This window comes from Dyadobacter fanqingshengii (assembly GCF_023822005.2).
GTDB lineage: Bacteria > Bacteroidota > Bacteroidia > Cytophagales > Spirosomataceae > Dyadobacter > Dyadobacter fanqingshengii.
Genome location: NZ_CP098806.1, coordinates 4772501 through 4787369, shown reverse-complemented (window position 1 = coordinate 4787369; position 14869 = coordinate 4772501). Strand labels below are relative to the sequence as shown.

At 44.0% G+C, this 14869-nt stretch carries 8 protein-coding genes, 1 tRNA gene and 2 rRNA genes (1 of these 11 only partly in view); 8 read left to right on the top strand and 3 right to left on the bottom strand.

The window, feature by feature from the left end; all coding sequences use genetic code 11:
* Window positions 1-342: 342 nt before the first annotated feature.
* The 5 genes from NFI81_RS19985 (at window position 343) to NFI81_RS19965 (ending at window position 10072) form a co-directional block, all read left to right on the top strand.
* Window positions 343-2157, top strand: a complete 1815-nt coding sequence (locus NFI81_RS19985) for a glycosyltransferase family protein (protein WP_234615350.1) — start codon at window positions 343-345, stop codon at window positions 2155-2157.
* Between the two features lie 102 nt (window positions 2158-2259).
* Window positions 2260-3090 (top strand): 50S ribosomal protein L11 methyltransferase, encoded by an 831-nt coding sequence (prmA, locus tag NFI81_RS19980; protein WP_234615351.1) that lies wholly within the window; start codon window positions 2260-2262, stop codon window positions 3088-3090.
* A gap of 12 nt (window positions 3091-3102) precedes the next feature.
* Window positions 3103-7785: a hypothetical protein gene (locus NFI81_RS19975; RefSeq protein ID WP_234615352.1), complete on the top strand. Its 4683-nt coding sequence runs from the start codon at window positions 3103-3105 to the stop codon at window positions 7783-7785.
* 153 nt (window positions 7786-7938) lie between these two features.
* Window positions 7939-8592, top strand: coding sequence for a glycerol-3-phosphate 1-O-acyltransferase PlsY (plsY, locus tag NFI81_RS19970; RefSeq protein ID WP_234615353.1), 654 nt, complete (start codon window positions 7939-7941; stop codon window positions 8590-8592).
* Between the two features lie 97 nt (window positions 8593-8689).
* A complete protein-coding gene (locus NFI81_RS19965) occupies window positions 8690-10072 on the top strand; it encodes a dipeptidase (RefSeq protein ID WP_310589251.1) in 1383 nt (460 codons plus the stop codon).
* A 17-nt stretch (window positions 10073-10089) separates the two neighbouring features.
* Here NFI81_RS19965 and NFI81_RS19960 read toward each other — a convergent pair whose 3' ends face one another.
* Window positions 10090-11316 (bottom strand): tetratricopeptide repeat protein, encoded by a 1227-nt coding sequence (locus tag NFI81_RS19960; protein WP_234615355.1) that lies wholly within the window; start codon window positions 11314-11316, stop codon window positions 10090-10092.
* Between the two features lie 175 nt (window positions 11317-11491).
* Here NFI81_RS19960 and hpt point away from each other — a divergent pair, with 175 nt between their 5' ends.
* The 3 genes from hpt (at window position 11492) to NFI81_RS19945 (ending at window position 13591) form a co-directional block, all read left to right on the top strand.
* Window positions 11492-12019 (top strand): hypoxanthine phosphoribosyltransferase, encoded by a 528-nt coding sequence (hpt, locus tag NFI81_RS19955; protein ID WP_234615356.1) that lies wholly within the window; start codon window positions 11492-11494, stop codon window positions 12017-12019.
* Window positions 12020-12033: 14 nt separating this feature from the next.
* Window positions 12034-13434, top strand: a complete 1401-nt coding sequence (locus tag NFI81_RS19950; RefSeq protein ID WP_234615357.1) for an MBL fold metallo-hydrolase RNA specificity domain-containing protein — start codon at window positions 12034-12036, stop codon at window positions 13432-13434.
* Between the two features lie 73 nt (window positions 13435-13507).
* Window positions 13508-13591, top strand: a tRNA-Leu gene (locus tag NFI81_RS19945).
* A gap of 189 nt (window positions 13592-13780) precedes the next feature.
* On the opposite strand, the gene rrf is transcribed toward NFI81_RS19945, so the two are convergent.
* A 5S ribosomal RNA gene (gene rrf / locus NFI81_RS19940) occupies window positions 13781-13892 on the bottom strand.
* A 168-nt stretch (window positions 13893-14060) separates the two neighbouring features.
* Window positions 14061-14869 (bottom strand): 23S ribosomal RNA (locus NFI81_RS19935); it runs 2011 nt beyond the window's last position.

Sequence of the window (14869 nt, the reverse complement as noted above, 5' to 3'; positions counted from 1 at the left end):
TAATTTTTTTCACTATCTAACCAATGCAAAATGTTAATCCAACCAAAGTAACGTAATTTGGAACAAAGTTAGCCGAGAACCGTCTTAAATTCATGTCATGACGGTTTCAATTGACTTCATTCCGGAATGGAATGTCGAAAGCCGCATTCTTGACTTTGTTATATTTTGAGCCTCCAAGTGCCCATTATGCTTTGTTTGAGGACGAAGAAACAAACGAAGGATTGTTGTAATTCTGAATAATTTTTCTGCATATTTATTGTGTAATTACAAGGATTTTTGTGACTTAAAGAAAACAACAAGCTTTGCGAATGCAGCTAGTAACGTTTAAACCTACATCCCGTATTGGAACCATTTGTCAAAACCACTAAGAAAAACGTCCTGTTTGAAATTGCATGGGAGGTTTGTAATCAAGTTGGAGGAATTTATACTGTAATACGGACCAAGGTCCCCGCAATGGTAGAAAAGTGGGAAGATAACTACTTTTTATTAGGCCCCTATTTCGAGAAAAAAGCGTCATCCGAATTTGAAATAATTGATGATTTGGAGGATTCTCCCGCCGGCCGTGTCGTAAAGCGATTGCGTGACATGGGTTACCACGTTTTTTACGGCTACTGGCTGGTTACGGGCAAGCCGCGCGTGATCCTTTTTGATCTGGAAAGCATTGCGCATGAGCTTGATACCATTAAATTTAATTTGTGGGAACGAAGCCGCATTCCCACGATCAATGTGGAGCCGCTGGTTAATCAGACGCTTTGCTTCGGGGAATTTGTTCGGTTATTTTTAAAAGAATATGCCGAGGAAAATGCCAAGCGGGAAGAAATTTATGCCCAGTTCCACGAGTGGATGGCCAGCAGCGGTCTGCCCGATCTGAAACGTGATAATGTCAAAATTGCCACTACATTTACCACCCACGCAACTATGCTGGGGCGTTATCTAGCACAAAATGTAAGCGGATTTTACAGCAAGCTTCCTTTTTTCGACTGGGAGCAGGAGGCGAAAAACTACGGGATTCTGGCGCAATGTTCTGTTGAAAGACAGGCCGCATTAAGCGCACATGTGCTTACGACCGTAAGTGATGTTACTGCACGTGAATGCGAGGTTTTCCTTGGCAGAATGCCTGATCTGGTCACGCCGAATGGTCTGAATGTTGTGCGTTTCCAGGCTGTCCATGAATTTCAAAATCTGCATTTAAAGCACAAAGAGCGCATTCATGAATTTGTGCTAGGGCATTTCTTCCCAAGCTATTCCTTCGATCTTGATAAAACGCTTTACTTTTTTACCTCCGGCCGTTACGAATACAGTAATAAGGGCTACGATCTGACGCTGGAAGCGTTGGCCAGATTAAACTGGAAAATGGTTCAGGCTAATATGGACACGACGGTTGTCATGTTTATTGTAACCAAACAGCCTTATTCTTCGGTTAATCCGGATGTTTTGCAATCGCGCGCTGTATTGAATGAATTACAGGAAACCTGCCGCGCCATTGAGAAGGATGTTGGTGAAAAGCTTTTTCTGGCTGCCGCATCCGGAACAGATCACAAAATGCCCGATTTAAACAATTTTGTTGACGAGTATTGGAGGTTAAGACTTAGGAGAACCATTCAAAGCTGGAAAACAGACAAACTGCCTGCTTTCGTAACCCATGATTTGAAAGCGGAAGACGGCATTACTGAATTTTGTAAAACCGCAAATCTCGTTAACAATGAGCGTGACCGCGTAAAAATCGTTTACCACCCGGATTTCATTTCCTCAACAAATCCGCTTTTCGGGCTTGATTACGGTCAATTCGTAAGAGGTTGTCACTTAGGTGTTTTCCCAAGTTATTACGAACCGTGGGGTTATACACCATTGGAATGTGTTGTTCGCGGCGTCCCGACTGTAACGAGCGACCTTTCTGGTTTCGGGGATTACATCATGCAGATCATGCGGGATTACGAAAACCGCGGCATTTATGTGATCAACAGAAAATCACAAACATTCACACAAGCAGCCGACCAGCTTGCCGATATCCTATTCAAATTCGTAAGAATGCAACGCCGCGACCGCATCATGCAGCGTAACCGCGTCGAAAACATTTCCGACGTGTTCGATTGGATGAATTTAAGATCCTATTACGACACGGCGCACGATTTGGCTGCGAAAAGACGGAAGCCGTGATGATATTGAAGAATAAAGTAAAGCCCATTTCAAATGTAAAGTTTGAGTGGGCTTTTTTAGTTATTAAGTTTACCTGAAACAACATACCAATAATTTCGCATAATGAATTACATAGAAGTAGATCTAAAAGTAGACCCTGATTTTTCGGAAATATTGATGGCGGAGCTGGGCGAGGCTGGGTTTGAGTCTTTTGTAGAGACGGACGAGGGGCTTTTGGCTTATATTCAAGAAAATGATTTTGATGAGCAAAACTTGCATGATCTCACTGCCAAATACCTGGAATTAACGACAATAGCGGCCACATGGAAATCGTTAGAAAGAAGAAATTGGAATGAGGAGTGGGAAAAAAGCTACGAGCCAATAGAAGTTGGTGACCAGATCCGGGTGAGGGCCACTTTTCACGAGCCGGACCCTGCATTTAAATACGATTTGCTGATCCAACCGAAAATGTCTTTTGGCACAGGACATCACGAAACAACGTGGCTAGTCATGAATGAGCAGCTGAGTTTGCCGCATACCGGATTGTCAGTAATGGATGTGGGCTGCGGAACGGGAATTCTGTCAATTCTGGCTGCTAAATTAGGCGCAGCACAATTGCTGGGCTTTGATATTGATGAATGGGCTGTTGAAAATACTAAGGAGAATTTTTCAATGAATAACCTGGATTCCGGAGCAGAGGTTTTTCAGGGAACAATTACAGAAGTGCCTGAGGAAAAAATGTTTGGCGGCATCCTGGCGAACATTAACAGAAATATATTGTTAAGCGAAATGCCCGCTTATGTAAAGCATTTGCAGCCCGGCGGCTGGCTGGTCACAAGCGGATTTTACGAAACGGATCAGGCTGACATTGAGCAATGTGCACTTGAAAATGGGTTGACAAAAATCAATTCCAATACACGCAATCAATGGTCCTGTGTTGTATTTAAAAGTTGAGAAACAAAACAAATGAGGATACTTCGTACTGCTTTACTTTTTTGCATCCTGGCATGGGCAGGTAAACCTGCATCTGCTCAAAACCTCAAAATTTCGGACGATCCGGGGCAGTTTATTGTGCAATTGCGCAAACTGATGGACGGCAGCCGCAATCCGCAATACATTCGTTCGGCCGCGCAGCTCGATAGCGTGTGGAATTCTGCGCTGAATGCTCCTCAACAGACGAAGTTCATCAACATTGTTAAAACACAGATTTCGAAAGGGCAAAAAGCAGGACCGGTAATGTTCCTGCTGATCCGGAATACGCATGCCTTCGCCAGGCAATCACCTGAGAACCTGGAAGGATTCCTGGACCTCGCGACAAATTCGGGGGAGAAATATGATGGCAAGACATTGCAAAAAGTGCTGGAAACCGTCAGGACGATTAATGAGACCAATAAACTTTACGCGGCCAATTATAACTCACTTTACCTTTTAGACGGAACATATAAATATCGTTTCGACACTACTAATGCGGTTATTGCTAATGTAGAAGCAAATGTTGCCGCTGCGAATGACAGCTGGGACACGCCTGTTGATTCGAATTATGTAATCACTCCCAAATCCAATCCCCTACCCGTCATTTCCGGCGCGTTACTGGATTTGCAGAACGCTACATTTGCTATGGTTACCGCTAACGATTCGGTTGTTTTCGGACCTGCTAATGGAAGCGTGTCGATTAAAGACGGAGTTTTTGTCGGTAAAAATGGAAAGTTCAATTGGCAGGCTGGCGGCGATTCGTCTATTTACGCGGATCTGGACAGTTATTCATTCAACATTTCACAACCCAAACTCGTAGCCGAGAATGTAACGTTGCACAGCGATGCACAACTTGCGGCGCCGATCAAAGGAACATTGGAATATCGCGGCGTTAAGAAAATAAAAGGCCAGGCTGCTCCCTACCCGCGTTTTGTTTCCAATGGTATTGATGCCCGCTTAAAAGACACGCGCAAAAACATTGACTATAAAGGCGGTTTCGCATTGATCGGGACGGAAATGTACAGTTCCTCATTGAGTGATCTTCCCTCGACGATTAAGGTAAAATATAAAGATAAGCTCGCTTTCACGGCGCAGAGCAAGAAGTTTGAATTGAAAGATTCGGTCATTGCTGCCTCGTTTGCAACTTATTCCATGCCGCTGGGCAGCGACTCGCTTTTTCATCCGGGTGTAACATTTAAGTACAACGATGACGAAGGCTTGGTGAAATTAGGCCGGGTTGAGAGATCCGATTACGCGCCGCTTCCTTACAAAGACACGTACCATAAAATGAACATCTGGTCGCAGGCCATGCGGTGGAGGTTTCCAAATGATAAGGTGGAATTTTTTCGCATTAACGGCAAGCAGGTTGCTCCCGTGAAACTGGAATCGCTGGATTATTTCAAAAAAGAGCGTTTCAAGGACATAAGCAAGGAATATGGATTCCAGCCGCTGATTATGGCCGCGAATTATACCCAGACTGAAAAAAAATCAGCATTCCTTTCGGATGATCTTGCCCGGAAGTTTAAGCAAAAACCTGAAATCATGCGTAATACGCTGCAAAGGCTTACGCTTGAAGAATATTTTATTTACAACAAAGAAACTGATGAGTTCGCGTTAAGCAAAAAAGGGATTCTCTTTGTGCTGGCAAACCTGGATAAAGCGGATTACGACAATTTCCAGGTTACTTCCCAATTTACAGCCAATGATGAAATCGCTAATGCGACGATTTATTTGCCTGACACAATGCTTACCGTTCTCGGCGTTTCGCGGTTTGTGGTGAGTGATTCTCTCAAAATCTACGCTGTTCCTCAGGACAAAAAATTGATCATTGGTAAGAACAGAAATTTTACATTGAACGGCCAGATGGTCGCCTCCAACTATCAATTCAGAGGGCAAAACATCAAATTTGACTATAATCAGTTCTTTGTGAATGTTGCGCCTTCGGATTCGATCACATTTACGCCTAGGGAAAAATTTGCAAAGGGCCAAAAGGGTGAAGTTGGTGGGCACGTGAAGTACGAAAAAGGAGGAACATTCTATTTGAGTGATCCAAAAAATAAATCCGGACTTCAAAAAGGCATGAAGAAATCGCCGAGACTGGTGGTTGAGGAAGGGATGATGGTTTATTTTGACCAGGAAGAGCGCGGAACGGTCGTTTATCCGAGAGAGGTCAATTTCAAAATCCCCAGGATCGATATGGGTGGGCTGGATGAACGCGATGTCATTTTTGAAGGAACATTCAATGCAAATGGCATTATCCCAAACATTCAGACGGTTTTGAAAAGTATGCCGGACAATTCGCTGGGATTTGAATATAAGCCGCCGGTGACAGATATGAAGCTTTATGAAGGCAAGGCAATGGCCCGCTTCACGGATACGCTTACGATGGATAACAGCGGTCTGCGTTCCAAAGCGATTTTGAAATATATGTCTGCCTCGATGACTGCTAAGGAGGTTTTGTTAACTGCGGATTCACTAATGGCGTCGGGCGAAGTAGCCAGCATTAAGGAAGCCACCATTGGAAAAGGTTATTTCCCGGCTGTTCAGTTGAAGGATTATGCATTGAAATGGTATCCTAATTCGGACAGCATGTTCATTAACACCCAAGGCAAATCGTTTTCCTTTTATAATGGAACAACCAGTCTGGAAGGTGGGCTTTTGCTGCGTTCGACTGGGTTATATGGAAATGGAAAGCTGAAAAGGGCCGATTCTGAGCTTTCTTCACCTGACATTAAATTTAATAAAGATGGCTATCTGGCCAATCGCTCTGAATTTGCCATTAATAGTGTTGATCAAAAATCCACGAAAAAGCTGCTTACCGGCAAGAATGTAAACATTGATTTCAATTTCAAAACCGGCATTGCCAATTTCCTGACGGACGAAACAGGTTTTGGCACAGATTCATCGGGGATGGAAATTCCAACAGCTTCTTATAAGACGTTGATTGGAAGCGCGAAGTGGGATATGGCCAAGAAAACGATCCTGATGAAAGGGTTTGGCGAAACTTCGTCATACACTTCTATGGATCCCGATCAGGAAGGACTGACATTCAATGGTTCTGAGGCAATTTACGATGTGGAGAAGGTAACATTGAACATTAAGGGCGTTCCTTTTATACAAACTGCCGATGTGAAAATCATTCCGGATGGCGGTTTGGTAAGTGTGGATAGTAAAGGGAAAATCGCTCCATTGAAGAAAGCACGCATTGAAATTGACACATTAAATACTTCACACAGAATGCGTGACGCCGATATCCGCATCGATTCCCGCAATCATTTCGAAGGTTCTGCAACATATCAATATATTACGGCAAGGAAAGACACATTCAATATCAAAATGCAGAATTTTGAGTTGAGGGAAATTGGCGCTGCGGAAGAAGGGAAAAAACAGCGGAATAGTAACCAGGCTCCTACTGCGGTAAAATATTACACCACTGCGCGGGCAGACATTAAAGAAACTGAAAACCTCCTCCTTTCGCCCCGCATTCAATATAAGGGCGGGATTAACCTGATTGCTTATGAGCCGTCATTGCAATTAGATGGGTTTGTAAAGCCTGTTATCAAGTTCAGAAAAGATTTTCAGAGCTCGTGGATTGTATATAAAGATGCGCCCGGCGAGACTGTGGCCATAAAAATTGATAAAGACCTGAAAAACGAACACGAAATTCCGCTGTCGGTGGGCTTACATTATAATGAGGCAAAGGGCATGTATATGTCCTTTCTTTCGCCCAAAGATTCAGACGGCGATGAAGACATTTACACTGCGCAAGGAGAATTGAACTACAATGAAGACGAAAAGGCCTTCAAAGTAATGCCTCCTCCGGGAGCCGATGGCCTGATTGATGAAGCAAATGCATTGCGTTTTGATGATAAAACCGGACTTGCAACATTCTCCGGTCCGCTTAAATTGACAGGCGCCACCTGGCTGCAAGCCGTGGGAACCGGCGAAGCGCAAGTAGATAGCGCAAGATTTTCTTTCAATACCATGTTGCTAATGAAGCTTCCGGCATTGGAACCGATCTCGCAACCCTTGGCTGCGAAAATTGTTGAGGTTAATCTGGAAGAGCAAAACAGCACCGCGGCTGATGACGATGCCGAGCAGTTGAACAATAAACTGTCCGCACTAATCGGCTCGAAAGCGACGGATGCTTATGCCAAGCTTACTGCGGCGGGTTACAAGCCATTGTTTGAAGCATCGCCTGCTTTGGATGTTCCTATGCTTTTGTCGAATGTGAACTTGCTTTGGTCCGCTTCACACGGCGCATATTATTCACAAGGACCAATTGGCGTGGCGAATTTGGGCAGAAACAACATTAATGCACAAACGGAAGGTGTGCTGGAAATCAGGCGTTCCGTTGACGGCGATGAGTTCAGCTTATTTTTACAAGCGTCACCGGATGTTTGGTATTATTTTGATTACAAGCTGGGTGAGTTGGGCGTAGTTTCTTCTCAGGTGGATTTCAATGACCAGATCACTGCAAAGTCTAAGAATGTAAAATCAAAGGATATGTCGCTGGTATCGATCGGTTCTGAGGAGAAGGATGCGTTTGTAAACCGGTTTGACGACTTCTATCAACCTGCCATCAAAAAGGCGAAGTTAGCAGCCAAAACGACGAAGAAAAAAGTGGTGCCGGCAGCGACAAAAAAGAAGAAAGTTGAGCCGACAGAAGGATTTTGATAAGAATGTAGAATTAGCAATAGTTTATGCTACAATTTGAAAAATTGCTTGTATAATGTTAGTTTTGTATCCGTTTTGCTTGTAAAATCCCTCAACTATCGTATTTTTGAACAAAACAATTTAACGTTTAAAATTTTCTGCGAATAGTACAATATGAGTATTGCCTTATTAATAACTACGATTATCGCTGCCTATTTGTTAGGATCAATCCCGAGTTCAGTTTGGTACGGAATAGGATATTTTGGAATTGATGTAAGGAAACACGGCAGCGGAAATGCCGGCGCTACGAATACTTTCAGGGTTTTGGGAAAGCGCGCTGGAACCGTCGTCATGTTAATTGATGTATTGAAAGGCTGGACTGCTACATGCCTTGCTTCCATGCTTTTTTACATGAATGAAATCGGTGAGACCGAATTATTAATGTACAAGATTTTATTCGGCATCATTGCGATAATCGGCCATATTTTCCCTGTTTTTGTTCGCTTTAAGGGCGGAAAAGGAATTGCAACATTGTTGGGTATGGTGCTTGCCATTCATCCTGAACTTGCTTCTGTTTGCATCACCATATTTATTCTGACACTACTTGCTTCGCAATATGTTTCGCTGAGTTCCATACTGGCTACACTGGCGTTTCCTGTGCTTTCGTGGGTTGGCGTTTTTGGCCATCCTGAGCCGCTGCTGATCGTTTTCGGTTTCACCATGTTTGTTCTTGTTGTCTTTACGCACCAGAAAAACATTGTTAGACTAGTGAATGGAAATGAGAACAGGGTTAATCTTTTTTCTAAAAAATCAGGAAATCGCAAATAAGAAAATCTATTTTCAAAAAAACAGCCTCTGAGGGACGACCTTAGGGGCTATTTTTTTATCTTGACGCGCCATTTGGTGGCACATTTAAACCGAAAACATCCGAGAAATGCTTAGTTATATCAATGAAAACCGCGAACGATTTTTAAACGAACTTTTGGATTTGCTGCGCATTCCGTCTGTGAGTGCCGATTCCAAATTCAAGCCGGATATGCTCAACGCGGCCGAGTTTGTGCGTGACCGGATTTCAGAAGCGGGTGCTGATCGTGCCGAAATTTTTGAAACAGCCGGACACCCGGTTGTTTATGGTGAAAAAATGATTGATGCTTCACTTCCTACTGTCCTTATTTACGGACATTATGACGTTCAACCAGCAGATCCTTTCGAGCTCTGGAATTCGCCACCTTTTGAGCCTGTAATTAAAAACGAGCGGATTTACGCAAGAGGTTCTTGTGATGATAAAGGCCAGTTTTATATGCACATTAAAGCATTGGAAACCATGCTGGCGACTGAAAATCTGACTTGTAATGTTAAGATCATGATCGAAGGCGAGGAAGAAATCGGTTCGTCCAATCTCGGCTCGTTTGTAAGCGCCCACAAGGAAATGCTGAGATGCGACACGATACTGATCTCCGACACAAGCATTATCGCCAACGACGTGCCCTCTATCGAAACCGGGCTTCGCGGTCTGACATATGTGGAAGTGGAAGTGGTGGGAGCCAATCGGGATCTGCATTCAGGCGTTTACGGAGGTGGCGTGGCAAACCCTATCAATGTGTTATGCGAAATGATTGCGTCCCTGAAAGACGAGAACGGACACATTACAATTCCGGGCTTTTACGACAATGTTGAAGACCTCACGGCGGACCAACGTGCAGCCTTAAACGCAGCGCCTTTTGATTTGGAAGAATATAAAAAGGATCTTCAAATTGATGATATCATGGGCGAAACAGGTTACTCGACCATTGAACGAACCTCTGTCAGACCAACTCTGGATGTAAACGGAATTTGGGGTGGGTACATTGGTGAAGGTGCAAAAACAGTGCTTCCTTCAAAAGCCAATGCTAAAATTTCCATGCGCCTTGTTCCGCATCAGACCGATGACGAGATCCTTGCAATCTTCACCAAACATTTCGAATCGATTGCGCCAGCATCTGTAAGGGTGAAAGTAACACCGCATCACGGCGGTTTGCCTTACGTGACACCGACGGACTCTTTGGAATACAAAGCGGCAGAAATGGCAATGGAAGAATCGTTTGGCAAAAAACCAATTCCCACGCGCGGCGGCGGAAGCATTCCGATTGTAGCATTATTTGAGCAGGAATTGGGTTGCAAGAGCATTCTAATGGGCTTTGGCCTTGATATAGATGCGCTGCATTCTCCTAATGAGAGCTATGGTCTTTTTAATTATTACAAGGGAATTGAGACAATTCCGCTGTTTTTTAAACATTATGCAGCATTAAAAAACCCAGCTAAGTCTTAGCTGGGTTAAAATTTCTATCATCTTTTTCTCCGCTGGTCCCGCTTCATTTTTTTCAAGTTAGCAATGGCGGTTTTTGCTTCCCTATCCTGACTTGTTTTCTTGTCGGCCTTGTCAGCTGCTTGCTTATAAAAGCGCAGCGCTTCGTCGTAATCCTTTTTGATTTCGGCTATTTTACCCAATCCAATCAATGATGAAACGTAGTAACCAGCGTTTAAAGAGTTGGTTTGGGTTGAGTAATCAATGGCTTTTTGATAATAATTAGCAGCCAGATCATAATTTTTGTGGTAGGTCATATTATAATAGGCAAGCACGTAAGCGGCATTTCTCCCACTGACACCTTCATATCCTGGCATTCCACTGCTTATTTTCTCAATAATGTTCTGCGCTGCCTTTTCTGCTTCTACCATTTTTCCGGTCACAAATGCAGTCCGACAAAAATATCGTTCGAAATATGGGTTATTAGGATACGTTTGCCACATGTATTTCGCCATTTCATAAGCCTTGCCGTATTCATTCTCCATGCTATAAATCTGCAATAAAAAATATCTTGCTTCCACGCGTGTGTAGAACGCATTGTTTCCTACTTTTTCAAGTTGCTGCTCCCCTAGTTTCTTATTCCCTTTTGGAAAAAGCGACATTACCGGCTTCAAAATAGGATACTCCTTCGGCACCCATTCTGCATAATAATTGTAAAGCCCGTCACCGAAAAGCAGCTCAGGTGTCAGATCGCCATTTCCTTTGCATTCTTCAAAATATTTTAATGATTTTTTTCCGGCAAATGCTGCTTTCGTCCAGCTTTCCCTCTCTGCATACAATCTTCCTTTAAATGCATACGCTGCAGCCAGGAAAAATGCGGATTCTACTTTATTTTTTTCCTTATCGTACAGCTTTTCAGCCAGATTGATGGTTGAATCCATTTGCGCAAGGAAGGCCTTGTCATGCGATTCGTTTTCTGTATTAGGCACAATTTTCCACCATTCGGCCAGTCCCATCAGAAAATGGGGCATCGGGTGTTTTGGATATCGATATTTAAGCCAGCGAAATTCCGTGTCTGCTTCCGCAAACTTGTAATTATAAAGCATATTAATTGCTTCCGTAGACTCAATTTGCACGCTTGGGTTTTTCAGGATCATATCGTAATTCTTGTCCAGTTCGGCGGAAGAATACAATTGAGCTGATGCAAATTGAAGGGAAGCAACGGTCAAGAAACAGTATGTGGCAGTATGGATTATTAAACTTTTCATATCAGGGGTAAATCTCCCTATTTAACGCGGGAATTATATTTTACGTTTGCCACGGGCTTGGTTTTTGAAAAAAGAGTTAATATTGATCCTCAGACCATTCCACTCCTTCTGAGAAGGACAATTTGTAAAATACCAACTTCCAAAAAGTAATTTTGGTAAGCTGACACCCCAAATTATGATCAATATTCTTGATAAAAAATTCGTCCCGCTTATTTCTAGGGAAGTTATAGAAAATCGCATTGCTGCTATTGCCTCTGAAATTGCGAATGATTACAAAGGTCGCTGTCCGCTTTTTATCGTTGTTTTAAACGGCGCATTTCTTTTCGCGAGTGAATTAGTTAAAAGGATTCCGCTTTCGTGTGAAATTACATTTATTAAGCTGGCTTCGTACAGCAAAACCCAGTCAACAGGTTTGGTGAGGGAAATTATTGGTCTCAATGATGATATTGCAGGCCGGGACGTCATTATTATCGAAGACATTGTTGACACCGGGCTTACAATGGCTCAACTATTAAGCCAGATCAACGATCTTAGTCCAGCCTCTGTTGCGATAGCAAGTCTGTTGCACAAACCGGAAGCGCTTCAAACAGAAATAGACATTCGCTACACGGGTTTCAATATTGAAAATAATTTTGTTGTTGGTTACGGGCTGGATTATGATGGCATAGGCCGAAATCTGGACGCAATATATGTTTTAGCTTGATTTAGAATTACATTATGAACATACAATTTTTTGGAGCCGCAAGGACCGTCACCGGAAGCAAGCATCTTATTACCACAGAAAAAGGAACGAAGATTTTGCTTGATTGTGGCCTGTTCCAAGGCATTCAGACAGACGAGCTCAACGAAAACTTTGGTTTCAAGCCTTCCGTTGTCGATTACCTGGTTTTGTCACACGCGCATATCGATCATTCGGGACTGATCCCGCGGTTGGTAAAGCAAGGATTTTCGGGACCGATTTACTGCACGGCTGCAACGGCTGATCTGTGCCGCGTAATGCTGCTGGATAGCGCCCATATTCAGGAAAAAGATTTGGAACGGATCAATAAGCGCAGACAAAAACAAGGCCGACCTTTGCTAGATGAGCTTTATAACACTGAGGACGCGGTTCATGCATTGAGTTTATTTAAAACGGTGCAGTACGGGCAGACTTTTTATTTGGGGGCGGATAAAGAAGTTGCGGTTGTGCTGACGGATGCCGCGCATCTTCTCGGCAGCGCTGCCGTTCACCTGACCATCCCGGACGCTGGTACATTTAAACAGGTAACATTTACAGGGGATATTGGTCGCCCGGAAGATCGGATTCTGCGAAAGCCTGACGTTTTTCCACAAGCAGATTTCATTATCTGCGAATCAACTTACGGCGATCGGCTACACGAGACGCAGACAGACATGCAGGGACATCTTTTGGAAATAGTTCACGAAACCTGTGTTGTCCGAAAGGGCAAGCTTATCATCCCCGCATTTGCCATTGACCGCACACAAGAGCTGATTTACGCGTTAGATCAGTTATCAAGCTCAGGGAAGCTTCCCCAGATTCCCGTATACATTGATAGTCCTCTGGCAATTCGGGCAACCAAAATTATGAAGGAGCATGATGAATGCTTCAATCCGGATATTCTAGCTTACATTGAAAAAGACGGTGATGCCTTTGCATTTCCTTATCTCAAATACATTTCAGATGTAAATGAATCCATAGCACTCAATGATAAAGATGAACCCTGCATCATTATCTCAGCATCGGGGATGGCGGAAGCAGGCCGAATAAAGCATCACATTAAAAACAACATTGGAGATGCGCGATCAACAATCTTGTTGGTTGGTTATGCCTCAGGAAACACACTCGCAGGAGCGTTGAAACGGGGCGATAAGAAAGTAAATATCTTCGGTGAGCAATTTGATGTGATTTGCCAGGTGGCTTCAATGGAATCGTTTTCTGGCCATGGAGATTACAATGAAATGCTGGCATTTCTTGCATGCCAGACCCCGGAACGGGTTAAACGGGTTTTTCTCGTGCATGGAGAATATGAGACGCAGGTTGCTTTCAAATTGAAATTACAAGCAACAGGTTTTAAAGACGTCCATATCCCAGCGCAGCTCGAAAACATCGAAGTGTAAAAAGTTTATGATTTTTAGCTCGTGCAGTCTGGTAAAGCAGAAAACATTATTATTTTTGCCAACCAGTTTTTATGCCGAAGTGGTGAAATTGGTAGACACGCACGTTTCAGAGGCGTGTGGGGGTTGCCCTGTGTGGGTTCGAGTCCCATCTTCGGCACATTTTTAACCCGTTAGACTAGCAAGACATTGCTGTTTAACGGGTTTTCTTTTGATGCTTAGGTCTGGAAGTAATATTGTGGTAGGTTTTATTCAACTCTCCGAATAACAGAGTTTTAAACAACTTTAAGCAAGCCATTAGGCACAAAAAAAGCCTTACATTTCTGCAAGGCTTTTGTTTGTAATGGTATTGTGGCGACTACCTACTTTACCAGGTTTGATCCAAGTATCATCGGCGGTTCTGGGCTTAACTTCTCTGTTCGGGATGGGAAGAGGTGAACACCAGGCCAATAGTCACCAACAAGGTCTTTGTTGGTCTTTTGTGATTATGAAGAGGTGAAGCCAGCGTGGCTCCGAACCGTTCCAATAGTCACCAACAAGCTCTTTGAGTGTGTACAATGTTGATTTGTTCAGCATTGTAAATCAATGTCATATTGGAAGTAGAAGAGATCAAAAATATTAAGATGTTAATGTGCAAGCTCTTGGGTAATTAGTACTGCTCGGCTGAATGTATTTCTACACGTACACCTGCAGCCTATCAACGTCGTAGTCTACAACGACCCTTATGTGGAAGATTCATCTTCGGGCTAGTTTCGCACTTAGATGCTTTCAGCGCTTATCTATTCCCCACATAGCTACCCGGCCATGCCACTGGCGTGACAACCGGTTCACCAGCGGTGGGTCCACCTCGGTCCTCTCGTACTAAAGGCAGCCCCCGTCAATCTTCCTACGCCCACCACAGATAGGGACCGAACTGTCTCACGACGTTCTGAACCCAGCTCGCGTGCCACTTTAATCGGCGAACAGCCGAACCCTTGGGACCTTCTCCAGCCCCAGGATGTGACGAGCCGACATCGAGGTGCCAAACCTCCCCGTCGATGTGAGCTCTTGGGGGAGATCAGCCTGTTATCCCCGGCGTACCTTTTATCCTTTGAGCGATGGCCCTTCCATACAGAACCACCGGATCACTATACCCTGGTTTCCCACCTGCTCGACCCGTCGGTCTCACAGTCAAGCCTGCTTGTACTATTGCACTCCACACACGGTTACCAAGCGTGTTGAGCAGACCTTTGGAAGCCTCCGTTACACTTTTGGAGGCGACCACCCCAGTCAAACTACCCACCATGCACGGTCTCCGACTTAGTCGGATTAGATCCCAGGCCAGCGAAGGGTGGTATTTCAACGTTGGCTCCTGAACGCCTGGCGACGCCCACTCACAGCCTCCCACCTATCCTACACATCCCTGACCCGAAAACAATGCAAAGCTATAGTAAAGGTG